27 protein-coding genes are annotated in these 24,844 nt (G+C 60.5%); 9 read left to right on the top strand and 18 right to left on the bottom strand.

From position 1 onward, the window contains the following. Nucleotides 1-97: 97 nt before the first annotated feature. The 3 genes from ACEN93_RS07980 to ACEN93_RS07970 are packed head-to-tail and all read right to left on the bottom strand — an operon-like array spanning nt 98 to nt 1,136. The gene (locus ACEN93_RS07980; RefSeq protein WP_039770424.1) at nt 98-436 is read right to left on the bottom strand and encodes a hypothetical protein; all 339 of its coding nucleotides are present in this window, start codon (nt 434-436) and stop codon (nt 98-100) included. After that, entirely contained in the window at nt 433-819 is a 387-nt protein-coding gene (locus tag ACEN93_RS07975) for a phage holin family protein (protein ID WP_074687963.1), read from the bottom strand. The genes ACEN93_RS07980 and ACEN93_RS07975 overlap by 4 nt, the downstream gene beginning before the upstream one ends. Before the next feature lie 2 nt (nt 820-821). Beyond that, nucleotides 822-1,136 (bottom strand): ElaB/YgaM/YqjD family protein, encoded by a 315-nt coding sequence (locus ACEN93_RS07970; protein WP_007955729.1) that lies wholly within the window; start codon nt 1,134-1,136, stop codon nt 822-824. Between the two features lie 318 nt (nt 1,137-1,454). Between ACEN93_RS07970 and ACEN93_RS07965 the strand changes: the two genes are divergently transcribed. Further along, nucleotides 1,455-2,663, top strand: a complete 1,209-nt coding sequence (locus ACEN93_RS07965) for an ammonium transporter (protein ID WP_103386342.1) — start codon at nt 1,455-1,457, stop codon at nt 2,661-2,663. Here the strand turns inward: ACEN93_RS07965 and ACEN93_RS07960 are convergent. After that, nucleotides 2,660-4,372: a cation:proton antiporter gene (locus ACEN93_RS07960; protein ID WP_495611282.1), complete on the bottom strand. Its 1,713-nt coding sequence runs from the start codon at nt 4,370-4,372 to the stop codon at nt 2,660-2,662. The two genes, ACEN93_RS07965 and ACEN93_RS07960, sit on opposite strands and share 4 nt — an antisense overlap. 191 nt (nt 4,373-4,563) lie before the next feature. Here ACEN93_RS07960 and ACEN93_RS07955 point away from each other — a divergent pair, with 191 nt between their 5' ends. The 3 genes from ACEN93_RS07955 to ACEN93_RS07945 all read left to right on the top strand — a co-directional run bounded on the left by ACEN93_RS07955 (nt 4,564) and on the right by ACEN93_RS07945 (nt 6,246). Then, the gene (locus ACEN93_RS07955) at nt 4,564-4,800 is read left to right on the top strand and encodes a glutaredoxin family protein (RefSeq protein WP_007955734.1); all 237 of its coding nucleotides are present in this window, start codon (nt 4,564-4,566) and stop codon (nt 4,798-4,800) included. A gap of 165 nt (nt 4,801-4,965) precedes the next feature. After that, complete coding sequence (locus tag ACEN93_RS07950; RefSeq protein ID WP_007955735.1) at nt 4,966-5,283, top strand: hypothetical protein; 318 nt, start codon at nt 4,966-4,968, stop codon at nt 5,281-5,283. Nucleotides 5,284-5,352: 69 nt separating this feature from the next. Further along, a complete protein-coding gene (locus ACEN93_RS07945; protein ID WP_103386340.1) occupies nt 5,353-6,246 on the top strand; it encodes a pseudouridine synthase in 894 nt (297 codons plus the stop codon). A gap of 81 nt (nt 6,247-6,327) precedes the next feature. Here ACEN93_RS07945 and ACEN93_RS07940 read toward each other — a convergent pair whose 3' ends face one another. Continuing rightward, nucleotides 6,328-6,549, bottom strand: a complete 222-nt coding sequence (locus ACEN93_RS07940; RefSeq protein WP_039770418.1) for a YgdI/YgdR family lipoprotein — start codon at nt 6,547-6,549, stop codon at nt 6,328-6,330. A 78-nt stretch (nt 6,550-6,627) separates the two neighbouring features. Then, nucleotides 6,628-7,230 carry a molybdenum cofactor guanylyltransferase MobA gene (gene mobA, locus ACEN93_RS07935; RefSeq protein ID WP_414881444.1) on the bottom strand — a complete coding sequence of 201 codons (603 nt, stop codon included), beginning with the start codon at nt 7,228-7,230 and terminating at the stop codon, nt 6,628-6,630. An 81-nt stretch (nt 7,231-7,311) separates the two neighbouring features. Here mobA and moaB point away from each other — a divergent pair, with 81 nt between their 5' ends. After that, complete coding sequence (moaB, locus tag ACEN93_RS07930; protein WP_064598275.1) at nt 7,312-7,851, top strand: molybdenum cofactor biosynthesis protein B; 540 nt, start codon at nt 7,312-7,314, stop codon at nt 7,849-7,851. Continuing rightward, the gene (locus ACEN93_RS07925) at nt 7,835-9,061 is read left to right on the top strand and encodes a molybdopterin molybdotransferase MoeA (RefSeq protein WP_414881443.1); all 1,227 of its coding nucleotides are present in this window, start codon (nt 7,835-7,837) and stop codon (nt 9,059-9,061) included. Before moaB ends, ACEN93_RS07925 begins: the two co-directional genes overlap by 17 nt. A 56-nt stretch (nt 9,062-9,117) precedes the next feature. Here the strand turns inward: ACEN93_RS07925 and ACEN93_RS07920 are convergent, their stop codons facing one another. After that, entirely contained in the window at nt 9,118-9,426 is a 309-nt protein-coding gene (locus ACEN93_RS07920) for a hypothetical protein (RefSeq protein ID WP_170844867.1), read from the bottom strand. A 314-nt stretch (nt 9,427-9,740) separates the two neighbouring features. On the opposite strand from ACEN93_RS07920, the gene yegS reads away from it, so the two are divergent. Beyond that, nucleotides 9,741-10,658, top strand: coding sequence for a lipid kinase YegS (yegS, locus tag ACEN93_RS07915; protein ID WP_039770721.1), 918 nt, complete (start codon nt 9,741-9,743; stop codon nt 10,656-10,658). Here the strand turns inward: yegS and ACEN93_RS07910 are convergent. The 3 genes from ACEN93_RS07910 to ACEN93_RS07900 form a co-directional block, all read right to left on the bottom strand. Next, nucleotides 10,642-11,301: a response regulator transcription factor gene (locus ACEN93_RS07910; protein ID WP_039770409.1), complete on the bottom strand. Its 660-nt coding sequence runs from the start codon at nt 11,299-11,301 to the stop codon at nt 10,642-10,644. The genes yegS and ACEN93_RS07910 overlap by 17 nt on opposite strands. Next, nucleotides 11,298-12,191, bottom strand: coding sequence for a sensor histidine kinase (locus ACEN93_RS07905; protein WP_039770407.1), 894 nt, complete (start codon nt 12,189-12,191; stop codon nt 11,298-11,300). The genes ACEN93_RS07910 and ACEN93_RS07905 overlap by 4 nt, the downstream gene beginning before the upstream one ends. Nucleotides 12,192-12,672: 481 nt before the next feature. After that, complete coding sequence (locus ACEN93_RS07900) at nt 12,673-13,143, bottom strand: hypothetical protein (RefSeq protein WP_039770405.1); 471 nt, start codon at nt 13,141-13,143, stop codon at nt 12,673-12,675. Nucleotides 13,144-13,596: 453 nt separating this feature from the next. Between ACEN93_RS07900 and ACEN93_RS07895 the strand changes: the two genes are divergently transcribed. Together ACEN93_RS07895 and ACEN93_RS07890 are read left to right on the top strand one after the other, a co-directional pair. After that, nucleotides 13,597-14,532: a chemotaxis protein CheV gene (locus ACEN93_RS07895; RefSeq protein ID WP_495611281.1), complete on the top strand. Its 936-nt coding sequence runs from the start codon at nt 13,597-13,599 to the stop codon at nt 14,530-14,532. 90 nt (nt 14,533-14,622) lie between these two features. Further along, a complete protein-coding gene (locus ACEN93_RS07890; protein WP_074687955.1) occupies nt 14,623-15,429 on the top strand; it encodes an MOSC domain-containing protein in 807 nt (268 codons plus the stop codon). A gap of 71 nt (nt 15,430-15,500) precedes the next feature. On the opposite strand, the gene ppnP is transcribed toward ACEN93_RS07890, so the two are convergent. The 8 genes from ppnP to ACEN93_RS07850 all read right to left on the bottom strand — a co-directional run bounded on the left by ppnP (nt 15,501) and on the right by ACEN93_RS07850 (nt 24,793). Further along, the gene (gene ppnP, locus ACEN93_RS07885) at nt 15,501-15,785 is read right to left on the bottom strand and encodes a pyrimidine/purine nucleoside phosphorylase (protein ID WP_007940055.1); all 285 of its coding nucleotides are present in this window, start codon (nt 15,783-15,785) and stop codon (nt 15,501-15,503) included. Between the two features lie 81 nt (nt 15,786-15,866). Continuing rightward, nucleotides 15,867-16,409 carry a 3'-5' exonuclease gene (locus tag ACEN93_RS07880; RefSeq protein ID WP_039770400.1) on the bottom strand — a complete coding sequence of 181 codons (543 nt, stop codon included), beginning with the start codon at nt 16,407-16,409 and terminating at the stop codon, nt 15,867-15,869. 69 nt (nt 16,410-16,478) lie between these two features. Next, nucleotides 16,479-18,440 carry an acetyl/propionyl/methylcrotonyl-CoA carboxylase subunit alpha gene (locus tag ACEN93_RS07875; protein WP_495611280.1) on the bottom strand — a complete coding sequence of 654 codons (1,962 nt, stop codon included), beginning with the start codon at nt 18,438-18,440 and terminating at the stop codon, nt 16,479-16,481. 79 nt (nt 18,441-18,519) lie between these two features. Further along, on the bottom strand, nt 18,520-19,317 hold the full coding sequence (locus ACEN93_RS07870; protein WP_495611279.1) for an enoyl-CoA hydratase/isomerase family protein: 798 nt from the start codon (nt 19,315-19,317) through the stop codon (nt 18,520-18,522). Continuing rightward, nucleotides 19,314-20,471 carry a citronellyl-CoA dehydrogenase gene (gene atuD, locus ACEN93_RS07865; RefSeq protein ID WP_007908685.1) on the bottom strand — a complete coding sequence of 386 codons (1,158 nt, stop codon included), beginning with the start codon at nt 20,469-20,471 and terminating at the stop codon, nt 19,314-19,316. Before atuD ends, ACEN93_RS07870 begins: the two co-directional genes overlap by 4 nt. A gap of 29 nt (nt 20,472-20,500) precedes the next feature. Continuing rightward, entirely contained in the window at nt 20,501-22,117 is a 1,617-nt protein-coding gene (gene atuC, locus ACEN93_RS07860; protein ID WP_495611278.1) for a geranyl-CoA carboxylase subunit beta, read from the bottom strand. 3 nt (nt 22,118-22,120) lie between these two features. After that, the gene (locus tag ACEN93_RS07855; protein WP_039770395.1) at nt 22,121-22,990 is read right to left on the bottom strand and encodes an SDR family oxidoreductase; all 870 of its coding nucleotides are present in this window, start codon (nt 22,988-22,990) and stop codon (nt 22,121-22,123) included. Between the two features lie 12 nt (nt 22,991-23,002). Further along, a complete protein-coding gene (locus ACEN93_RS07850) occupies nt 23,003-24,793 on the bottom strand; it encodes an acyclic terpene utilization AtuA family protein (protein ID WP_495611277.1) in 1,791 nt (596 codons plus the stop codon). Nucleotides 24,794-24,844 lie beyond the last annotated feature (51 nt).

Here is a 24,844-nt window from a genome sequence, read left to right as displayed (position 1 = left end):
GTCGAATTCTGCCGGCCGGACAGGCAAGCGGGATTGAACCTCCGGATAAGAGATTCAATCCCGCTGGTATTGCAAGAATGCAGCCAGATGCGAAGGTTCAGCGCTTGCTCGAACTCTGCATGACCAGCTTGATCAGCGGAGCGAGGCTGGTGCCCAGGCGGATCAGTCGGGTCAAACCGCCTACGCCACCGCTTTTGGCCCCTTTACCGGTGATGAAGCCCAGCAGCGTCACGGCCGCCACGCCCCACAACGGCGCGTGCTTGATGCCGAAACCGCCCTGCAGGTTTTGCGTCATGCCACGCATGCGTTGCAGAGGTTGCAGGACCTGGCCGGTTTCATGGCGGATTTCCTGACGGTGCATTTCCATGCGCAGGCGGATCAGTGCCTTGCGCATTTCCCGGCGTGAGCTGTTGTGCGGAAGTTCAGGCAGGTTCATGGCAACAGTCGCTCCCGATCATTGGCCAGTTCTTCCAGCGTGCCGTGGAAAGGCGAGGATTCATCGAAGATCGCGGCTTTGAGACGCAGCGCGCAAAAGATTGCCGCCAAGGTGTAGAACACGCACAGACCAATAATTGCGGCCAGGCGATACGTGTCCCAGAACACGATCAGGACAAGCGTCGACAGGCCGACCAGCAACAGCAGCGCAAACACCAGTGCCAGGCCGGCGAACAGCAACAGGCTGACGGTGCGTGCTTTCTGTTCCTGCAGTTCGATGCCGAACAATTCGACGTGGCTGTGCAGCAGGCCGAGAACGGCAGCACCCAGGCGACGCGTGGAAGAGGCGGTGCCCGCATTCGGGCCAGATTCACCGATCGACATGATCAGCGCCGAGTGGCCAGCAGGCCGATCAGAAAGCCGACGCCGGCGGCGATGCCCACCGATTGCCACGGGTTGGCCGATACATATTCCTCGGTGGCGGTGACCGCCGCCTGACCGCGCTCGCGCAGGGTGTCTTCGGTCAGCTTCAGGGTTTCCCGAGCGCGCAGCAGGCTTTCGTGGATCTGTTCGCGCAGCTCGTCAGCCTGATCACCGGCCAGCGTGGCGGTGTGTTCCAGCAAGCGTTCAGTGTCGCTGACCAGAGTCTGGAAGTCGTTCATCAGGATTTCTTGAGCAGTCTTTGCCTTGATGCTGGCCATGGGGGATCTCCGTAAGTGGCGTTCTGAAGCGGTGTTCTGAAGCGTTCGAGTATGAGCCAAGAGTGAAGGTTCAGTACAAATGACTGGTACAAACTTTGCTGTGTCGTGGTGCGTCGATCGGTGGCAGTGCGCTGTTGCCGGGCGTAAAACCGGGCAAACGTTGGCCCGGATGATGAAGGTTCATGTCAGCCCATCGACCTTGTGCGCCAAAGCGGTTCACCGACCTGCCGGATCAGTGACTGCATGGTCGCAACTTGGTGCATGAAATGTGCGCATGAACCGCTTTGGTGCCTTTTTCAGCCTCGGGTCTGCCTCCTCATGGAAAATCTGCAAAGCGCTGTGGACACGCTGGTTCACAGTTCCAACACGTTGTTCATTCTGATAGGTGCGGTCATGGTGCTGGCCATGCACGCCGGTTTCGCGTTTTTGGAGGTCGGAACGGTTCGCCAGAAAAACCAGGTCAATGCGCTGTCGAAGATTCTCAGCGACTTTGCGGTGTCGACCCTGGCCTATTTCTTTATAGGTTACTGGCTTTCGTACGGGGTGACCTTCCTGCAACCGGCGGCGGTACTCAGTGCCGATCATGGTTATGGACTGGTGAAGTTTTTCTTCCTGCTGACCTTTGCGGCGGCGATCCCGGCGATCATTTCCGGCGGCATCGCCGAGCGAGCGCGGTTTGTGCCGCAACTGTGCGCCACGGCGCTGATCGTTGCGTTCATCTACCCGTTTTTCGAAGGCATGATCTGGAACGGCAACTACGGTGTGCAAGCCTGGCTGACCGCACAGTTCGGCGCTGGTTTCCATGATTTTGCGGGTTCGGTGGTGGTGCATGCCATGGGCGGCTGGTTGGCGTTGGCGGCAGTGCTGCTGCTCGGGCCGCGCAACGGACGCTATCGCGATGGCAAGCTGGTGGCGTTCGCGCCGTCGAGCATTCCGTTTCTGGCATTGGGGTCGTGGATTCTGATCGTCGGCTGGTTTGGCTTCAACGTGATGAGCGCGCAAACCCTGCAGGGGGTCAGCGGGCTGGTGGCGGTCAACTCGCTGATGGCCATGGTGGGCGGAACGGTGGCGGCGCTGATCGTCGGTCGCAACGACCCGGGCTTTCTGCACAACGGTCCGCTGGCCGGTCTGGTGGCGGTGTGCGCCGGTTCCGATCTGATGCACCCGGTTGGCGCGCTGGTGACCGGCGCGATTGCCGGCGCCCTGTTTGTCTGGTGCTTCACGGCGGCGCAGGTCAAATGGCGCATCGATGACGTGCTGGGTGTCTGGCCGTTGCACGGTCTGTGTGGCGTGTGGGGCGGCATTGCCTGCGGGATCTTCGGCTCGACCGCGTTGGGCGGGCTCGGTGGCGTCAGCCTGATCAGCCAGTTGATCGGCACCGCCCTCGGTGTGGCGGTGGCGTTGACCGGCGGTTTCGCCGTCTATGGCTCGATCAAGGCGCTGCATGGTCTGCGCCTGAGCCAGGAACAGGAGTACTACGGCGCCGACCTGTCGTTGCACAAGATCGGCGCGGTAAGCCAGGACTAGGTCTCCTCATCGTCGGCTCCGGGGTAAAAGCCGTGAAGCAGGCGATAACGATCGATGCGCACCTGATCGACTTTCTCCTGCACCCGGTGCGCAGGAAACCCCAGCAGGATCAGTGCATGGGAACCGAGCATCAGGCTCGACTCCAGCAGTTCCGGCACCACTTCGCTGGCGCCGGCTGCTTTCAACTCGGCCGACTGGCTGTCGTCCCGGGTGCGCACCAGGATCGGCACTGTCGGGTTGAGGCGTCGGGCCTCCTTGAGAACCCGCAAGGCCACATCGGCCTGATCCACGGCAATCACCAGCAATCTGGCGCGCAGCAAACCAACGGCGATCAACAGATCGCCGCGGGTTGAATCGCCATAGTGGACGTCGCGTTCGGCGGTGGCGGCCTCCTGAATTCGCACCGGATCGTTGTCCAGCGCGACGTAGGATTGCCCGGCATTGCGCATGAAGCGTCCGATCGACTGACCGACACGGCCGTAGCCACAGATCACCACATGCCCGTCGAACCCGGCATTGAGGGCGCTGATTTCCTCGATCTGCGCTTCCTGATTGGGTTTGCGGTGCAGGGCGGCGGCGATTCGCGGTGCGGCGCGTAACAGCAGGGGCGTCAGCAGCATCGAGCAGAAGGTGGCGGCGAGCAGCAGGGCGCCGATCTCGGCGGGGAGCAACCGGCTCTGCTGCATCTGCGCCATCAGGGCGAAGCAGAATTCACCGCCCTGGGCGAGGGCGAGACCGCTGCGCCAGGCCGTTTCACTGTCGCTGCCGCGCCATTTCACCAATAGCGCCACCACCAGGCCTTTGATCACCAGCAAACCCAGGGTCATCCCGATAATCAGCAGGCTGTGGCTGGCGAACAGTTGCAGGTCGATCAGCATGCCGATGCTGACGAAAAACAGTCCCAGCAGAATGTCGCGAAACGGCCGGATATCGGCCTCGATCTGATGCCGGTAATGGCTCTCGCCCAGCAGCATGCCCGCGAGGAACGCGCCGAGGGCCGGAGACAGGCCCAGCAGGTGGGTCAGCCAGGCCGTCAGCAACACGATCACCAGTGCCAGCAGCACGAACAACTCTGCTGAGCGGGACGCCGCGACTTCCTGAAACAGGCGGGGCAGTAGCCAGCGGCTGGCCAGCAACAAACCGAAGAACAGCAAGACGGTCTTCAACAAGGTCAGGGGCAACGCCCAGTACCAGGCCTGATCACTGCTGCCGGCGAACACCGGCACCAGCGTTAGCAGCAACACGGCCACCACGTCCTGGAACAACAGGACACCCACCGCGTTCTGGCCATGGCTGCTGAAGATTTCGCCGAGGCTGCTCAGTTCCTTGGTCACAATCGCCGTGGATGACAACGACAGACCAGCGCCCAGCAGCAAGGCCGGTGTAGCAGGCATGCCCAACAGCATCAGCACGCCTCCCAGCAGGAATGTGGTGATCAGCACCTGCTGGCTGCCCAGTCGGAAAACCACCTGGCGCAGGGCAATCATTTTCGACAGGGAGAACTCCAGCCCCAGGGAAAACAGCAGAAACACCACGCCCAGTTCGGCAAGATCCGGCAGATGTTCGCTTTCATTGATCCAGTCGAATGCCTTCGGCCCGACCATCAAGCCCACGCACAGGTAGCCCAGCACAGGCGGCAGGCGCAGGCGACGGAACAGGGCAATCATCACCAGGGACGACGCCAGAATGATCAGCAGATTGGCAAACACAAGGCACTCCGGGACAGGTCAGGCTCTTCAAGCGTAGAGGTAAAAAAACACCGGAGCATCGCGTAAATGGCGATTTTGTGGGCTGATTTACATCAGGGTTTTACGAGGGACGGGATCGAACCCGGTGGGTGGGTCGACGGGCTTTGCGGGCAGGCCTAGAATGATCACTCGATTTTTGGGGTTGAGCGCACATGCTTCCTGAATGCCAGTTGTTCGGCACCCTGGGGTGCCATTTGTGTGAAGTCGCGGAGGCCGAACTGATGCCTTTCGTCGAGCATGGTCTGCTGGTGGAGCTGGTGGATATTGCTGACGATGAGTCGTGGTTCGAGGCCTACAGCCTGCGAATCCCGGTCTTGCGCAGGGTCGATACCGGCGCGGAACTGGGATGGCCGTTCAGCGCCGATCAGGTAGTGGCATTCCTGCGGTAATGGTCTTTTTCCTTCTGCATTGATGGCGCTCGTCACCTTCGCTCAATCACGGCTTGGCACTTTTCGGGTTATTCGGTTACTGTATGTGCATACAGTAATTGAGTTGGCCTGCCATGCCGTTTTCGGGCATTCGCCAGGGCAAGCCGGATGTCAGAGGGAGTCACCGTGGTCAATGTCGAACAGTTGAAAAGCAGCGTGAACGGGATGTCGGTTGACGTGGTGCGCGAGGCCGTCCACGAATTGCGCCTGGACGGTCTGGTCACGGAAGGCAAGACTCCCTTCAACAAGCTGCATTTCAATACGTGCTTTGCCGAGATCGAGGCCTTGTTTCAGCGCGCCGGTTATCACAAGCAACTGGATGTGGTCGGTTATCAGGGATTGTTGTACGCCTTGTACGATCCGGGCCGTTGGGACGCCGTGGATGTGTTGCGCTGGCTCAAGGAATTCACCGAGGCGGCGGCGCTCAAATCGATCCCCGCCTGATTCCGCGCTAGGTCTGCTGCGCCGGGTGTTGGATAATGCCGCTCTGCTTTGAAGGTTCGAGTTTTCCGTATGTCCAGCACACCCACATTTTCCGCCGCACAGAATCAGGCCAGCACGCTGTATCTACCCCCCGGTAGCTGGCGGACAGTGCTCGACTGCCTGTGTGAGCATTTCAGTGCCATCGGGCGCGATCAATGGCTGGATCGGATCGCTCGGGGCCGGGTGCTCGATGGCGAGGGGCAGCCGATTGCGCTGGACTTGCCCTACAAGGAAGGGCTGCGCATTCACTACTTTCGTGAAGTACCGGATGAAAAGCCGATCCCGGTGGTCGAGTCGATCCTGTATGCGGACGACCATCTGGTGGTGGCGGACAAGCCGCATTTCCTTCCGGTGACCCCGGCAGGCGAGTACGTCGAGCAGACGTTGCTTCGCCGATTGATCCGGCGCCTGAACAATCCCCATCTGGTGCCGCTGCATCGGATTGACCGGCACACGGCCGGGCTTGTGATTTTCTCGGCCAACCCACAGACGCGGTCGGCGTATCAGTCGCTGTTCCCGACGCGGCAGATTGAAAAACGCTATGAAGCCATTGCGGCTGCGTTACCTGGGCTGGACTTTCCGTTGGTACATAAAAGTCGTCTCGTCGATGGCGAACCTTTCTTCCGCATGAAGGAGGGGGCGGGTGCAAGTAACACCGAAACGGCGGTGGAGGTGCGTGAAAGGAATGGTGATCTCTGGCGCTACGGCCTGTATCCGGTGACCGGCAAGAAGCATCAACTGCGGGTACACATGACGGCGCTGGGGGCGAGCATCTGCAATGATCCGTTTTATCCCGACGTGCTCAAAGACGTTGAGGATGACTACGCCAATCCGCTGAAACTTCTGGCGCAAGGCCTGCGATTCATCGATCCGGTTACGGGGCAGCCCCGCGAGTTCGAGAGCCGCATCACGCTGGACTGGTGATCCCGCTATCGATTGTTTTCGGTCAGACACGAAAAAGCCCGCATATTGCGGGCTTTCTGTATCGGGTGCCGAACTGAAGAATTAAAGCTCTTTGACAGTACGAACCTGATCCTTGTTGATGCGGGTGTGCTTGCCGTCCAGTTGTTCGAACTCGTAGAAGCCCGAATCTTCATCATACTTGGGGGCGTCGACAGCCTGGATTTCGCGACCGTCATTCAAGGTGATCACTGTTGGCGAAGCGCAACCGGCGAGGGTGGCGAGGCCCAGTGCGAGCATGAAAGTGGCGAGGGTCCGTTGAGTCATGAGTGTGTCTCCGAAGGGAAATTCTTTTGGTTACTGAGCTTGAGACGTATACAAGGCGTGCAAGTTCCTTGAATGCTGTCAGTCTGACACAGTGTTGTGCGAACTCAACAGTTCAGGGGTGTTGAGATTGGCCAGGCGTGGGTCGTTGTCAGGGCAAACCAGGGCTTGGGCATCAAGCGTGCGCATTAGCCGGCCAGGGCTGCGTTCTCCGGCGCTCCAGGCGTTTTCGAAGGCGGGCAGGAGTGCCACGGGGATTACACAAAGCAGCGGTTCCCAGTGATCGTCATGTCGCAACATTAAAGGTTTTTCAGAATTCAGACTGGCCGCCTCGCGCATGCTCTGCAGCAACGCAAGATCGATGCGCGGGACATCGCAGGGCAGTACCAGCAGGTGGGTGTGGCGCGCGGCTTTCAAGCCGGCGCGAATGCCGGCCAACGGACCGGGGAAATCTCCCTCGTCATCGCATACCAACTGGTCGGCAAATGGCGCATAGCGTTCACGATTGCGGTTGCAGGAGATGATCAGATCATCGGTCAACGACCGAACTTTACGATGAAGATGCGCGATCAACGGTTCACCGTGCCATTCCACGAGCCCCTTGTCCTTGCCGCCCATGCGCTGGCCGCGCCCACCTGCCAGTAACAGAATGGAGCAAGGTGGTAATGGCGTGTTCGAGGTCATGGCAACTCTCCGCAGGGGCGGCGAAAAAAGGGGGCGCTGTGATATAACACCGGGCTGTTTCTCCTACAACTGGACGAGCCTATGAAAGCCAAGGCTGATGTACCTTTCGCACCGCTCAATATCGCAGTGCTGACGGTCAGCGACACCCGAACCCTGGAAACCGATACCTCCGGCCAGGTCTTCGTCGACCGTCTGACGGCCGCCGGCCACCATCTGGCGCAGCGCGTGCTGCTCAAAGATGACCTGTACAAGATCCGTGCGCAAGTTGCCCACTGGATTGCCGAAGACGTCGTGCAAGTGGTGCTGATTACCGGCGGCACCGGTTTTACCGGCCGTGACAGCACCCCGGAAGCGGTTGCTTGCCTGCTGGACAAGCAGGTCGATGGTTTTGGTGAGCTTTTTCGTCAGATATCGGTTGCCGACATCGGCACTTCCACCGTGCAATCTCGGGCTTTGGCGGGACTGGCCAACGGCACGCTGGTCTGCTGCCTGCCTGGTTCGACCAATGCTGTGCGCACCGGTTGGGATGGCATCCTCGCCGAGCAACTGGACTCACGTCACCGCCCATGCAATTTCGTTACTCATTTGAAAAAGGCAGCGCCTTGTGAATCCCGTGGGTAAGCCGGGCAAGACCGGCAGCCTCATGCCTGTTGAAGAGGCATTGACGCGATTGCTGGAAATGGCCGAGAGCTCGCGGATTGTCGAGTACGAGTTTTTGCCACTGGCGCAGGTTCAGGGGCGAGTGCTGGCGAAGGATCTGATTTCGACGCTGGATCTGCCACCTTGGCCGAACAGCGCCATGGACGGTTATGCCTTGAGTCTGGCCGACTGGACCGGTGAGCCGTTGCCAGTCAGTCAGAAGATCTTCGCTGGACAGGCACCGGAACCTTTGAAACCAGGCACCTGTGCCCGGATCTTTACCGGCGCGCCGGTGCCTGCGGGGGCCGACTGTGTCGAAATGCAGGAAAACGTCGAGATTCATGCCGATGAGCGCGTGAGTTTCATCGAGACGATGGTGGCCGGGCAGAACATTCGCCCGCAAGGCCAGGAAACGACCGTCGGTGAACTGGTCTTGTCTGCAGGAACTCGGCTCGGTCCGATCGAGCTGGGGCTGGCTGCCTCGCTGGGTTGTGCAGGGCTTGAGGTCGTTCGCCAGGTTCGTGTGGCGGTTTTGTCCACCGGAGACGAGTTGGTCGAGCCGGGCACGACGTTGGGGCCGGGACAGATCTACAACAGCAACCGGGTGCTTTTGTGCAGCTGGTTGCAGCGCCTGGGATATGAAGTGGTTGATGCCGGCATTCTGCCTGATGATCTGGCCACTACCCGCGCGCGACTTGGGGAACTGCAGGATGTAGACCTGATTCTGTCGACCGGTGGCGTATCGGTCGGAGAGGCGGATTTCCTCGGAATCGCATTGAGGGAGGAGGGCGAACTGACACTCTGGAAGCTGGCAATCAAACCCGGCAAGCCATTGACGGTCGGGCATTTTCGCGGTGTTCCGGTGATTGGGTTGCCGGGTAATCCTGCCTCGACACTGGTGACTTTCGCCTTGTTGGCCCGACCTTATCTGTTACGTCGCCAGGGCGTGCAGGATGTCGAGCCGCTGAAAGTTTCGGTGCCCGCAGGATTTGTCTGGCCTCATGCCGGAAACCGCCGTGAATTTCTGCGAGGGCGCCTGGAGCAGGGGCAAGCGATTATCTACCGTAACCAGAGTTCGGGCGTTCTGCGCAGCGCTGCCTGGGCCGAGGGGCTGGTGGAGGTACGGGAGGGCCGAGTCCTGGCCGTAGGAGACCAGGTGCCATTCATTCCACTCAGCGAGCTTCTCGGTTGATCGCAGGTATTTAAAAGGCAGGCACAGTGGTTACACGATGCCTGCCTTTCTGCCAGTCAACGACTGATCAGTGCAACGAGCTGGTCGAACCGGCTATTGGCGATCCAGCCCACCAGTCCGAGCACCATCGCTGTCGCACCTGCCGAGTAGGCAAGGCGGTGCTTGATGGCTTTGACGTCTCCTCTGACTTCGTCCATGTCGCGTCGAATGTACTTGAGGTGAGTTTCCAGCTCGGTGACACGAGGTTCCATATTGTTTTCTCCGGTATTTCTGGCGCTGCATTTGAATTCGTCTTTGAGGCTGGCGCGACTTTCGGAGAGAGAGGCAACCGGACTCACGGCTAGTCCTGCTTCACGGCTTTGCATGGAAACGTCCACCTGCTGCCGTGGGGCTCTCTTGGCAAATGCCGAAATGCAAAATATCGAAAGTCCTGAAACTGTTTCCACTCATTACATGCACATCCTTGTGTAATTGAATTGAAGATCGCTAACGCCGACACACGTTGTACCAATGGCCGGGCTGGGTCAATTGAGCCGATTCCTTACGTTCTGTACGAAAAAGTACCGGTATGTAGGACGAGGAGGGCGAGCTTCAGGAATTAATCAGAAGAAGTACGACTTTTTTATCGATCTAGAGGGTCAAGATGTCGCGTACCAATTTGATTCCGGGAGTGACCGCAATGAGTGAACGCAAGGCATTGTTGATTCTGCATGGCAAGCAGGCACTCAACGAGGCGGTTCGTGCCGCTGTCGAGAACAAGCGAGAGCAAGGCTGGGAGCTGGCTGTGCGTCTGACCTGGGAGGCCGGCGATGCGCAGCGGTTGGTGGAAGAGGCGCTGGCGGCGGGATACCGCCAGATCATCGCCGGCGGTGGGGATGGCACCCTGCGTGATATCGCCGAAGCGCTGGCGGCGCAGCCAGGCAAAGCCGGTCTGGTGCTTTTACCGCTGGGAACTGCCAACGACTTTTCCCACGCGGCAGGTATTCCGATGGAGCCGACCGAGGCGCTTGAGTTGCTTGAAGCGCCCGCCCACGACATCGATCTGGGTGAAGTCGGTGGGCAGATCTTCCTGAACATGGCGACCGGAGGATTCGGCAGCCAGGTAACGGCCAACACGTCGGAAGATCTGAAAAAGGTATTGGGTGGCGCAGCTTATTTGTTCACCGGTTTGACGCGGTTCAGTGAACTGCATGCCGCGTACGGTGAGTTGCAGGGGCCGGATTTCCATTGGCAAGGCGAGTTGCTGGCCCTCGGGATCGGCAATGGCCGTCAGGCCGGCGGCGGACACGTGTTGTGCCCCGAAGCGCTGGTGGACGATGGTCTTTTGGATATCAGCATCCTGCCGGCGCCGCAGGAGTTGGTTGGCACACTGAAAAATCTGCTCAGCGACGGCTTCGGCATTGACAACATGTTTGTGCGCGCCCGTTTGCCATGGGTTGAAATCAAGGTCGCCGAAGGGCTTTACATCAATCTCGACGGCGAGCCCCTGGAGGGCGAAAGTTTACGGTTTGCGGCGCGCCCCGGGGCGTTGCGTGTGCATCTGCCGAAGGACTCACCGCTGCTGAGCGTCACTCCCAGGCTCAATCGTCCAGACTAATGATCTGTTCTCGCACGGCAAACAGCACCAGGCCCGCCACATCGTAGATCTGCAGGCGTTTCATGATCTGCGAGCGGTGGGTTTCGACCGTCTTGATGCTCAAGCCCAGGCCGTTGGCGATTTCTCGCGTGGATTTGCCACGCACGATCAGGCGCAGGATTTCCAGCTGGCGTGCGGTCAGGTTGTGCGACTCGGCGACTTCCGGCTGTTGTTTCAGGTTGCGGGTCAGTGCCTGATTGATCACGGTATGGGCGATGGCAGGGCTCAAGTAGCGCTCGTTGTTGCGCAGGGCTTCGAGTGCATGTTCGAGCTCGGTGGCCGTGGTGTCCTTGAGCAGGTAACCGTGAGCACCGGACTCCAGTGCCTGCATGATCAGCGCGGGGTCGGTGTGCATCGACAGAATCAGCACTTTGCTCTGTGGGCGTACTCTTCTGAGTCGCTGCAGGGCTTCCAGCCCGCCGGTTTCTTTCATGGAAATGTCCAGCAATACGATATCGGGGGACAGCAGCTCGACCATCTCGAGCAGCTGCGAGCCATCATTGGCCTCGCCGATGACTGCATAGCCGGGAATATCCAGCACCAGGGCACGCACGCCGGCCCTGATCAGCGAGTGGTCATCCACCAGAAGTAAGTTACAAGTCAACGCATAACCTTATTCGTACTGGCCCGCTCGAGTGCCCGGGGCGCCCAGGGGAATAGTGCTTCGATTTGAGTACCTTTGCCGGGCTCGCTGGTCACACTGAGTGTACCGCCCAGTTGCTCGATGCGTTCTGCCATCCCGGCCATGCCGCGCTGTCCTTCGCGACCAGGGTTCGCCGCCGGGGAAAAACCCAGGCCATCATCGCTGATCAGCAGGGTCAGGCCCTGTGGCAGACGTTGCACGCGGATCAACAGGTTTTTGGCCTGCGCATGGCGAAGAATGTTGGTCACCGCTTCCTGAGTGATGCGAAACGCTGCGACGGCCATCTCTTCGGGGATTCCATTCAGGCGCTGCTGGCAGTCCAGGCTCCAGTGCACCGAAGTATTGGCCAATACCTTGAGCAGGTGTGCACGCAGGCTCGCTTCCAGACCAAGGCTGGTCAATTGCCGCGGGTTGAGAATGGCCGAAACGTCGCGCACCTTGTTGAGGGTTTCTTCCAGCGTCTCGCAAAGTACCGAACAGTGTTCCTGCATATCCGCGGGCAAGCGGCGCTTGAGCCATTCGCTTTGCAGTTTGGCGGCGGTCAACAACTGGCCGATATCGTCATGCAGTTCGCGACTCAGGCGATGGCGCTCGTTTTCCTGGACTTCCAGCAAACGGTCGGCCAGTTCCTGAGGCTGGAACTTGATGGATTTGCGCGACAGGCGATGTTGTGTCCAGACGCAGCCTGCAGCCGCCACGTTGATCAACAACAGGCCGAGCGACAGCTGCGCGGACAATCCATAGGTCAACACACTGCCCAGAGCCGAGCCTGTACACAGCAGGAGGGTAATCCTGCGGGCATTTTCTCGGGAGGGAGGCCATGTGGTGATTGACTTGAGACTGGCGTACATAGCGGATGGAGCCAATGGATGTTCGCTGCGGGCAGACCGGTCAGAAGGACTGGCGGTCTCTGTCTGGAAAACGTTCATTCAGGTTGTTGATTTCAAAATGGTTCAGTGATCAATAATTGAGCGCCAACTTCGGTGGAGACCGATCATTGAAGTCACAATGCCATTAATTGAAACAACTAACGGCCGGCATAATACCACTTAACATACCGTTGGTCGCGTTTGCCCTATATGTCCAAAGAGTCAGGAAACAGGCCATGTTGGACGAAGGTTCCATAATGGAAAGTTGAAATACCTGACCCGATAATTATCGATGCGGTCGCAAGTTTTCTTTTACACAGGAAAACCCTGATATCAGCAGAGGGTAGTCTGCATTCAGCGAGTGTAATTATTTATCGGGAGGGTCGCAGGCAGGCATGAACTATTCATTTGCGACATTCGACTGCGAAAGCTGACCGGCTCAAGCGGCCCAAGGTGTGCCCGATTACGCTTGCCGTTCCGACCAGGCTACGAGGGTCAGGGACTTGCCGTTGTGCGGCAATTGAAAGTGTGTCTGGCCGACCTGGCAGGCAAAGGCTTCGATGAGCGACACCTGCTCGCTTTCATCCAGACCCAATTGCCCGGTACTTGGATCAACCAGCTCCAGTTGCCAGGCCATCAGGGTGAAGCAATCCTTCAGTGCTTCCAGGGCCTGTGCATGCAAATCCACGTGACCCTGCACCTGGGTGAGCAAGCCATGCAGGTGCAGGGAGAATTCGGATACCGCCTCCAGCCCCAGGGCATCGGCCTTGTTCGCCAGCTTGAGGAGGGTGCTGAGCATGCAGTCGATGGCGTCCTTGTCATTGCTGATCAGCTGCAGATGGCTGAGGCATTCTTCAGACTTGGCCAGGAGCGTTTCAGCCTCGACGAGAAATTCGGGGAAGCGCTGCGCCCATTCACTACGGTCGTTCGGCATGCTTATCTCCACCACGTCATGTCTGATGAGGGAATGCCGTGTGTGTCGACGATCATGAACCGTCGCGAGACCGCGCCCCGGTGTGCATTGGCACAGACCTGGGGTTTCAAGAGGATGTGTTTCCACTGAACTGCGATCGCACACAATAGCCTGACTCCGTTCATGCAATGAGAATGGCGTCACATTAATGGCTATTGGATATCGCGAACATCAGGTTGGGCCTGATTGTCACTAGGGGATTCCCTTACGCATGGGAACCTGTGGCGCAAATCAGGGTCGCGCCGAAGAGAATGTAGCAGATGATTTCTGCGGAGCCAGTAAAGCATGATGTTAATGTGACATCAATGCCTGTTCATGGCATTTTGTTGGCGATTTTTGACGGGATCAAGATCCGCCAGATTCAGCCGATACCCCCCAATAGTGAATTCATCAGAACAAGCCCAGGAGTCATTGATGGCCGGCATTCTCGACACGGTAGACCAACGCACGCAACTGGTGGGTGAGAATCGCCTGGAAATTCTCATGTTTCGACTGGCGGGACGCCAATTGTTCGCGATCAACGTGTTCAAGGTTCAGGAAGTCCTGCAGTTGCCGAAACTGACCCTGATGCCCCAGCGTCACCCGTTTGTCTGCGGTGTGGTCAATCTGCGCGGCCAGACGCTGCCGGTGATCGACCTGTCCCAGGCGATCGGCATGCGCCCGCTGGTGCCAGGCCCGAACAGCACGATCATCGTCACCGAGTACAACCGTTCGGTGCAGGCGTTCCTCGTCGGTGGCGTGGACCGCATCGTCAACATGAACTGGGAAGCCATCCTGCCGCCGCCGACCAGCGCCGGTCGCCAGCATTACCTGACGGCCATCAGCAAGGTCGACGATCAACTGGTGGAGATCATCGACGTCGAGAAAGTCCTCGCCGAAATCGTGCCGTACAACGCCAAGGTTTCGCGCGACAAACTGGACGATCCGGTGCTGGAACGCGCCCGTGGCCGCGAAGTATTGCTGGTGGACGACTCCAACGTGGCGCTCTCGCAATTGCGCGACACCCTCGGCCAGTTGGGCGTGAAGATGCACATCGCCAGCGACGGCCTGAAAGCCCTGAACATGCTCAAGGCCTGGGCGGACACCGGGGTGAACATGACCGACAAACTGCTGATGGTGTTCACCGACGCGGAAATGCCGGAAATGGACGGCTATCGCCTGACCACCGAAATCCGCAACGACCCGCGCCTGCGTGGCCTGTATGTGGTGCTGCACACTTCGCTGTCCGGCAGCTTTAACGATTCGATGGTGAGGAAGGTCGGGTGCGACAATTTCCTCTCCAAGTTCCAGCCGGACAAATTGGTCGACGTGGTGCGCCAGCGTCTGATGCTCGACGAAGTACCGGCCTGATCAACCTGTCGAGGCTGACCTCGCGTCAGCCTTTGATTCGCTGACAAAGCTCGTATAGGGTGGCGTTTTTGACCCACCAGGGAGCTGGCCATGCTGCGTCTGAGCGCGCTTTATCGTTACCCGTTGAAATCCGCCAAGGGCGAGGTCCTGCAAGGGATCGGCCTGGACAAACTGGGGCTTGAGGGTGACCGACGCTGGATGCTGGTGGACGAGGCCAGCGGGCGGTTCCTGACCCAGCGTGCCGAAGCGAAAATGAGCCAGCTCTCGGCGCTGTGGAACGCCAGCGGTGGCCTGACGCTCAGCGCGCCGGGGCATTCGGCAATCGATGTTGCCTTGCCCGGCAGCGACGACAACCTGCGTGGCGTGACCATTTGGCGTGACACCCTGCGTGTGCCGGATGCCGGTGAAGAGGCGGCCCGCTGGGTCAGCGATTTCATTGGCAAACCGACGCGCCTGGTGCAAGTGCCGCTGGATCGCGCCCGGACGACTCAGGCCGGGTACGGCAATGACGACGATCAAGTGGCATTCGCCGACGGCTTTCCACTGCTGCTCATTGGTGAGGCATCGCTGCAACACCTGTCGCAGGCGGTCGGGCGTCCGCTGGAAATGCTGCGGTTCCGGCCGAATCTGGTGATCGAAGGCAGTGATGCTTACGCCGAGGATGGCTGGAAGCGGATTCGAATCGGCGATGTCGAGTTCCGCGTGGTCAAGTCCTGCTCACGCTGCATTCTCACCACGATCGATCCGCAGACCGGTGAGCGCAGCGCTGACCGCGAACCACTGGCGACCCTGCAGAAGACCCGTGCCCAGGCCGACGGCGCGATGTTCGGCCAGAACCTGGTCAACGACAGCAACGGTCGACTCGAAGTTGGCATGCCGGTGGAAATCCTCGAATAACCCGCCCTGAAACGAAAAATGCCCGTGTCCTTGGACACGGGCATTTTTCATGACCGCAGGAAACCGGGGTTTCAGCCGCGGTATTCGCACAGGTAAGCGGTGTCGACGGCCACTTTCAGCTGGAACTTGCTGTTGGCTGGCACATTGAACTGGCTGCCCGCGGCGAAAGTTTCCCAGTCGCTGCTGTCCGGCAGTTTGACGGTCAAGGCGCCCGAAACCACGTGCATGATTTCACGCTGGCTGGTGCCGAATTCGTATTCGCCCGGGGCCATGACGCCGATGGTCGCAGGGCCTTCAGCGGTGCCAAAAGCGATCGACTTGACGGTGCCGTCGAAGTACTCGTTGACTTTAAACATGGGCGATTCCTCTCGAAAAGGGCTTAAAAGGGTCAAAAAGGGGCGGCCAGTATGCACAAGGCTCCGGGCGTCGTCATCTGTCTAGAGTGGCAATACCAGTGGCAACAGGCGTGCGGTATTGCGCGCATCCTCCAGTGCCCGGTGTTGTTGACCGCTGAATTGCATCCCCGCCAGTTGCAACGCGCCATTGAGGCCCAGAGGCCGTTCGAGGCGCCGGGCCTTGGCAAAGCGCTGTTTGAGGTTCATGTGCGGCACCCGGCTCAGGGCGCTGTCGAGTTGCAGGCGCTGCCATTCCTGAAGCAACTGCTTGCGGTCGTAATCGCCCCAGCTGGCCCAGCCTTCAAGGCGCGTCTGGTGCTGACCGAGCCAGCGCTCGAACGCAGGCCACACTTCGCTCAACGGCTGCGCCGCGTCGATGTTGGCCTGGGTGATGTGCGTGAGTTCGCGGCAAAAGGGCGTCAACAAGGGGCGCCGCGTCGGTTTGACGAAGCGCTGAAAGTGATCCTGCTCGCGACCCGCGCGATCCACCAGGGTCGCGCCGATCTCGATGATCTCCATTTCCGTAACCGGCCAGCCACCCTCATCGGTGGTGGCTTCCAGATCTATGACCAGCCAATGGGGCATCGCAGGGTTCCTGATTTCCGCGTCCTGATTATTCAGAGCGTAGTCAAACCTTGCGGATGCGCGCGGCGACTACTCGACCTGCAACAGAACCTGACGATTTTTTACCTGATCGCCGACCTTGACCTGCACCCGCTTGAGCACGCCGTCGATGCCGGCCTTGAGCGGATGCTCCATTTTCATCGCTTCCAGCACCACCAGCAGTTGGCCCTTGCTGACCGGGCTGCCTTCGCTGACGAGCACATCGATGATGGCGCCATCCATCGGCGCTTTCAATGTGCCGGAACTGACGCTGGTCTGACTGTCGATCACCGCTTGAGTTCGGTCCACCAGATGCAGGCTGCCGGGGTGGGTGAACAGCCAGAGCTGGTCGTCGCGCAGGCGACAGGCATGGCGCTGACGCAGGCCATCGATTTCCAGTGTCACGGCCACGGCGGTGTGCTCGACCAGCGTGAGTTTGATGACACGTTCGGCGACCTGCACTTCAAACGTGTTGTCCGGTCTGGCGCGCAGTTGCACGTTCCATTCGCGGGCGTCGAGGCCGATGCGATAGAGCAACGGCGCGCCGGCGTTGTTGCGCCATCCGGACAACAGGGCGCGATGTTGTTGCGCGGCGGATTGGTAAAAAATCACCGCCGCGATGGCCAGCTCTTCGGCACTGGGCGAATAGGCGTGCAGGCAATCGTGATCGGCGAAATGTTGAGGGATGAAGCCAGTGCCGAACTCACCGCTGATGAATTGCGGATGCTGCAAAAGGCTGGCGAGCAAGCGCTGATTGCTCTGCACGCCAAGCAACACGCTGTCCTGCACGGCGCGCAGCAGTTTGCGCCGTGCCTCTTCACGGGTCGCGCCGTGGGCGATCAGTTTGCCGAGCATCGGGTCGTAGAACGGTGAAATCGACTGTCCTTCGATCAGGCCGTGATCGACCCGCGCGCCGCGATCCAGCGCCGGCACCCAGGCTTCGACGCGCCCGGTCTGCGGCAGAAAACCCTGGGCCGGATCTTCGGCGTAGAGACGCACTTCCATCGCGTGGCCATCGAGTTTCACCTGCGCCTGGGTCAGCGGCAGCAGCTGACCTTCGGCGACCGACAGCTGCCATGCCACCAGATCCAGCCCGGTAATCAGTTCAGTCACCGGGTGTTCGACCTGCAACCGGGTGTTCATCTCCAGAAAGTAGAACCGGCCATCGGTATCAAGCAAAAACTCCACGGTGCCGGCACCTACGTAGTTCACCGCACGCCCGGCCTTGAGTGCCGCTTCTCCCATCGCCTGGCGCAGTTCTTCGTTCATCACCGGGCAGGGCGCTTCTTCAATGACTTTCTGATGGCGGCGCTGAATCGAACAGTCGCGCTCGCCGAGGTAGATCAGGTTGCCGTGATGGTCGCCGAACAGCTGCACCTCGACATGTCGCGGCTCGATCAACGCCTGTTCGAGGATCAGTTCATCACTGCCGAAACCGTTCAATGCTTCCGAACGGGAGGTGCGCAATTGCGCTGGCAATTCCTCGACGCTGTGCACCAGACGCATGCCGCGCCCGCCACCGCCGGCGCTGGCCTTGATCATCAACGGGTAACCGATGCGTTCGGCTTCGCGGGTCAGCGTCACGTCGTCCTGCTCGGCGCCTTGATAGCCGGCGATGCACGGGACGCCGGCGGCGAGCATGGCGATTTTCGACTGTCGTTTGCTGCCCATCAGTTCGATGGCTTCGACGCTGGGGCCGATGAAGGTCAGGCCGGCCTGTTTGCAGGCGCGGGCGAATTCGGCATTTTCCGAGAGAAAACCGTAGCCCGGATGGATGGCGTCGGCGCCGCTGCGCCGGGCGGCGTCGAGAATGGCCGGGATGTTCAGGTAGGACTGCTGCACGGGTGCCGGGCCGATGTTCACGGCCTCGTCCGCCATTTGGACATGCAGTGCGTCAGCGTCGGCATCGCTGAAAACGGCGACCGTGCGATAACCGAGGGCCTGGGCGGTGCGCTGGATGCGGCAGGCGATTTCACCGCGGTTGGCGATCAGGATTTTGTGGAGGGCTGGCATGATAATTTTCCTGAGTTTTTGGCGGTGAATTGAAGGGCCTCATCGCGGGCTTGCTCCGGGCGGCGTTCCGACGAAGCTTTCAGGAGGCCCACCTCGGTTTGCGCTTTTGCACAAACGCCATCGTGCCTTCGATGCCTTCGGCGCCGGTCACCGCTGCGCTGAACCACTGCGCCGCTTCATCCAGCAACTCACTCGACGGCTGGCCGGCGCTGGCCAGCAGCAGTTTTTTCGTCACAGCATTCGCCTCGGGGGCACAACACAAGACATGATCGAGCACTTCATCCAGTCGCTCGGCGAGCGCCTGTGGATCCTGTTCGACAAAATGCACCAGCCCCAGACGCCGGGCCTGATGGCCGTCGAAGCGGGCGGCGGTCAGGGCCAGGCGTCGGGTCTCGGTCAGGCCGATGCGCTGCACCACAAACGGTGCGATCTGCGCCGGCAGCAGGCCGAGGCTGGTTTCCGGCAAACCGAATTGCGCTTGATGATCGGCGATGGCGATATCGCTGACACAGGCCAGGCCGAAGCCGCCCCCGAGCACCGCGCCTTGTAGCACCGTGATCAGCACTTGCGGTGCGTGCTGTGCTTCTTCCAGCAACGATCCGAAGACTCGGTTCAATTCGCGATAGGCATCACTGCCCTGAGCGCGGGCGTTGGCCATGTCCTTGATGTCACCGCCGGCGCAGAAATGCCCGCCGGCGCCGCTGAGCACCAGCGCGCGAATACTGCGGTCATCGCGCACGTTGGCCAGCACCGCGCGTAACTCGGCGACCATTTGCAGGCTCATGGCGTTGCGGCTGTCCGGGCGATTGAGGGTGATGTGCAACACGCCGTTGTGCCGCTCCAGCAGCAGCGTCTGGCAATCGGGCAGGGCGCTCATTTCTTTTTCCCCGGCAGGATGCCCATCAGTTTGCAGATGATCCCCAGCATGATTTCATCGGCGCCGCCGCCAATCGACACCAGCCGCACGTCGCGGTAGGCGCGGGCTACCGGGTTGTCCCACATGAAGCCCATGCCGCCCCAGTATTGCAGGCAACTGTCGCTGACTTCACGGCCGAGGCGCCCGGCCTTGAGCTTGGCCATCGAGGCCAGTCGGGTGACGTCCTGGCCTTTGACGTATTGCTCGGTGGCCTGATAGACCAGCGCCCGCAGGCATTCGATTTCGGTCTGCAATTCGGCGAGGCGGAAGTGGATCACCTGGTTGTCGATCAGCGCGTTGCCGAAGGTTTTGCGTTCCTTGCAGTACTCGATGGTGCTGTCGACGCAGTATTCCAGGCCCTTGATCATGTTGGCCGCGCCGAACAGACGTTCCTCCTGGAACTGCAGCATCTGCATCATGAACCCGGCGCCTTCATGGCCGATGCGATTGCGCTGGGGCACGCGCACGTTGTCGAAAAACACCTGAGCGGTTTCCGAGCTGCGCATGCCGAGCTTGTCCAGATGCGAACTGAGGCTGATGCCCGGCGTGTTCATCGGCACCATGATCAGCGATTTGTTGATATGCGGCTTGTCGTCCGATGTGTTGGCCAGCAGGCAGATGAAGTCGGCGCTCGGCGAGTTGGTGATCCACATTTTGCTGCCGTTGATCACATAGTCGTCGCCATCCTTGCGCGCGGTGGTCTTGAGCCCGGCGACATCGGAGCCGGCGCCGACTTCCGAGACGCCGATGCAACCGACCTGCTCGCCGGTGATCGCCGGACGCAGGAATTCTTCGCGCAGTTCATCGGAGCCGAAACGGGCGAGGGCGGGGGTGCACATGTCGGTCTGCACGCCGATCGACATCGGAATGCCGCCGCAGTGGATGGTGCCGAACTCTTCGGCGGCGACGATCGAATAGCTGTAATCCAGGCCCATGCCGCCGAATTTTTCCGGCTTGGAAATCCCCAGCAGACCGAGGTCGCCGGCCTTGCGGAAAATCTCGTGGATCGGAAAGCGCCCGGCCTTTTCCCATTCATCGACATGGGGGTTGATCTCGTGCTCGACGAACTGGCGGACGGTGCGGCGCAGAGCTTCGTGTTCCGGGGTGAAGATCATTTTTATTGTTCTCCTTTAATCCGTGGCGGTCAGAACCGGCTGACGCCGAAGCTGTTGGGTTGCAGCGTGCGCACGTCGGCTTCGTGGCAGATGTCCAGCAGGTAACCGAGCAGGGTGCGGGTGTCGCGTGGATCGATCAGCCCGTCGTCCCACAGGTTGGCGCTGCCGTAGAGGGCGGTGGACTGGCTGTCGAGTTTCTGCGCGGTGACCTGCTCCAGCATGTCGAGCATTTTCGGGTCGGGCACCAGGCCGTCCTTGAGCTGTTTGGCTTCGGTGACGATGCGCAGCACCTTGCCGGCCTGGGCGCCGCCCATCACCGCCGTGCGGCTGTTGGGCCAGGCGAAGATGAAGCGCGGATCGAGCCCGCGTCCACACATCGCGTAGTTGCCCGCGCCGTAAGAACCTCCGACCACGATCGTCAGTTTCGGCACCCGCGCATTGGCCACGGCCTGGATCAGTTTCGAGCCGTGCTTGATCACGCCGTGCTGTTCCGATTCGGTGCCGACCATGAACCCGGTGGTGTTATGGAAAAACAGCAGCGGCGTCTGGCTCTGGTCACACAGTTGAATGAACTGCGCCGCCTTGCTCGCACCATTGGGCGTGATCGGGCCGTTGTTGCCGATGAAGCCGCAGGCGCGACCCTGAATCTTCAGGTGGCCACAGACGGTCTGCTGATCGAACTCGCCCTTGAACTCCAGGAAGCGCGACTCATCGGCGATCCGCGCAATGATTTCGCGTACGTCGTAGGGTTTTTTCGGGTCGTCCGGGATCAGGCCGAGCAGTTCGTCGATGGGGTACAGCGGCTCTTTGAATTGCGGCTCGGGCAGCCACGGCAGTTGCTCGTTCCAGTTCAGCAGGCTGACGATTTCCCGCACCTGACGCACGCCATCAGCGTCGTTTTCGGCCAGGTATTCGGCGGTGCCGGCGACTTGCGCGTGCATCTCGGCGCCGCCCAGTTCTTCGTCGGTGGCGACTTCACCGGTCGCCGCTTTAAGCAATGGGGGACCGGCGAGAAACAGCTTGGCCTTGCCGCGCACCACCACCACGTAATCCGACAGCCCCGGCTGATAGGCACCGCCGGCGGTGGCCGAGCCGTGCACCACAGTGATCTGCGGCAAACCCATGGCCGACATCCGCGCCTGATTGGCAAAGCTGCGTGCGCCTTCGACGAAAATTTCTGCCGCGTAATTGAGGTTGGCGCCGCCGCTTTCGGCGAGGGTGATGACCGGCAGTTTGTTTTCCTGGGCGATCTGTTGCAGGCGCAGGGATTTTTTCAGACCCGACGGGGAAATCGTCCCGCCCTTGATTGCGCTGTTATTCGCCACGATCAAGGCGCGCACACCGGACACGTAACCGATGCCGGCGATCAAGCCGCCACCGGCCGAACTGCCGTCCTTGTCGTCGTGCAGTTTGTAGCCGGCCAGGCTCGCCAGTTCGAGGAACGGCGCGCCGGGGTCGAGCAACAGATTCAGACGTTCACGGGGCAGCAGTTGCCCGCGCTTGTCGAATTTCGGTTTGGCCTCGGCCGCCTTGTTCAGCAGGTTCTGTTCGAGTTGCTGGACTTGCTCGATGGCGGTGAGCATCGCTGCGCGGTTGCGGGCGAAGGCTTCGCTGTGTGGGTCGAGTCGGGATTGAATGACCGGCATGGCTTACTCCTTGTCCTTCAAGACATCCGGCATGTAAGCCCGGTGAAAACCGTTGAAGGATTCGCTGTGGGTCGCCTTGTGCAACGGCCACGCACGACTGCCCAGACTGGCCGCGCCGTCGATGCGCAAGGTGCTGCCGCTGATGAACGCGGCAGCGGGGCTGAGCAGAAACACGATCGCCGCGCTGACTTCCGATTCGGTGCCGATGCGCTTGAGCGGCACGTGTTCGCGCAAGGTCGGGATCACCGCTTTGAACGCGCCTTCGTAAGTGTCCATGCCGCTGGAAGCGATCCACCCCGGGGCTACCGCATTCACTCGAACGCCGGCATAACCCCATTCGAACGCCGCTGTTTTGGTGAAGTTGTCCATGCCCGAACGCGCGGCGCCGGAGTGGCCCATGCCGGGCATGCCGCCCCACATGTCGGCGAGCATGTTGACGATGTTGCCGCCGTGTTTGCTCATCGACTGGTTGAACACTTCCCGGGCCATCAGGAAACCGCCGACCAGATTGGTGCGCAGTACGGTTTCGAAGCCTTTCTGATTGATCGAGGCCAGGGGCGACGGGTACTGGCCGCCGGCATTGTTGACCAGCCCGTGGATCGGGCCGTGTTCGCGGATCAGTTCGCTGACCAGTGTCTTCACCGCTTCTTCGTCACGAATATCGCAGGCCTTCCAGTGGGCGCGACCGCCGTCCTCGGCAATCTCGGCGGCGACGGTTTGCAGCTTTTCCGGCTTGCGACCGACCAGCACCACGTTGGCCCCGAGCGCCGCGAGTTCATGGGCGGTGCAACGCCCGATGCCACTGCCGCCGCCGGTGACGATGACGGTCTGACCGCTGAACAGATCAGCCCTGAAAATCGATTCGAACGCCATGGTGCCAATCCTCTAGTCGAACTGTTCGGCGATGCTCTGCGGCACCGGGATCTGGATTTCCAGTAGTTGTTGGGCGAAGGCCTTGCCTTGCGGGTCGATGCGCAGGCTCGCCACGCCACCACCACCGAGGGCGTTTTCCAGCAGAAAGTTGAGGCTGTGGGTGCCCGGCAGATACCAGCGCTCGACCCGGCCGTGAATCGGGTCGAGGACATGGCTCATCCAGTCCACGACCACCGCCGGGGTCAGCGCTTCGGCGATCCACGGAAGGTATTCGGGACGGCGCGGCATGACGCCAATATTGCTGTGATTGCCCTTGTCGCCGGAGCGCGCCACCGCCAGCTTCACCAGTGGCACACTCGCGTCGGCGCGGCCCTGGGGTTTGGGCGTTTCGTGGGGCAGGGGCAGATCCTGACTGTCGAGGGCGGCGGGGACGGGCAGGGCGAGCGGGTGAGATTCGCCGGCGATGTCGATCTGCAAGGTGCAGGCGCTTTTGTCGATCAGGAACGAGAACAGCCGGATCAGCGGATACACCGTCGGCCGCCCGCCGACGATACCGGTGAGGCCCGGCGCCATGCCGGTGGCGGCCTGGGCGATCTCCCGGGAGAACAGGATCAAGGCTTGTTTGTTCGGGTGGCGCACGGCGAGTTTGATCACCACTTCGCGGCTGTCCCGACGCTGGCCGTGAGGACCGTAGGTGGCTTCGCTGCCGAGCAGTTCGACATCGGTTTCGGTGTAGGGACCGAGGCCTTTCTGTTCGAGCATTTCCGAGGTCTTGTCGAGGATCGCCTGGCTGACGCGCCGGGCTTTCTCCACGGCATCGATGCCGGCGATCAGGCAACTGGCGGTGCAACGGAATCCGTCCGGGTACGTTGCGCTGACCTTGTATTGGTCGCTGGGCGGCAAGCCTTTGGCACCGTGGACCCGGACGGCGTTCTTGCCTTGTTGCTGGAGTTTGACCTGGCTGAAATCGCAGACCACATCGGGCAACAGATAAGCCTGTGGATCACCGATTTCGTAGAGCATCTGCTCGCCGACAGTCAGCGGCGTGACCAGCCCGCCGGAGCCTTCGGGTTTGCTGACGATGAACTGACCGTCGGCGCTGACCTCGACGATCGGGAAACCGATGTGTTCGTAATCCGGGACGTCGCGCCAGTCGGTGAAATTACCGCCGGTGCACTGCGCGCCACATTCGATGATGTGCCCGGCCAGGGCGGCTTGCGCGAGTTTGTCGTAGTCGTGCCACGACCAGTCGAATTCATGCACCAGCGCGGCGCTGACCACTGCGCTGTCGACCACCCGGCCGGTGATGACGATGTCGGCGCCCAGGCGCAGTGCTTCGACAATGCCCGGCGCGCCGAGGTAAGCGTTGGTCGACACGCACATCGGCGGCAGCGGGGCGCCGCTGAACATTTCCGTAATGCCTTGGGAGGCGAGGTGTTTGAAGTGGGGTTGCAGGTCATCGCCCGACAGCACGGCGATTTTCAACGATACGCCGGCCTTGTCGCAGGCCGCTTGCAGCGCGGCGGCACAGGCCTTTGGATTGACCCCGCCGGCATTGCTGATAACGCGAATGTTCTGTTCGGCCAGTTGCGGCAGCAGGGGCGCGAGGACTTCGATGAAATCGCCGGCGAACCCGGCCTGCGGATCCTTCATGCGGGCGCCGGCCATGATCGACATGGTGATTTCGGCGAGGTAGTCGAAGACCAGATAATCCAGCTGTCCTGCGGCCACGAGCTGCGCGGCGGCGGTCGAGGTGTCTCCCCAGAATGCGCTGGCGCATCCGATGCGAACCGTGGTGGGCATTTTGATCTCCGACTCAGCAACCTGTGACAGAAGTGCATCGAGGCTACCAAG

The sequence above is a fragment of the Pseudomonas sp. Pseusp21 genome (genome assembly GCF_059492145.1).
This window is presented reverse-complemented; position numbering and strand designations above follow the sequence as displayed.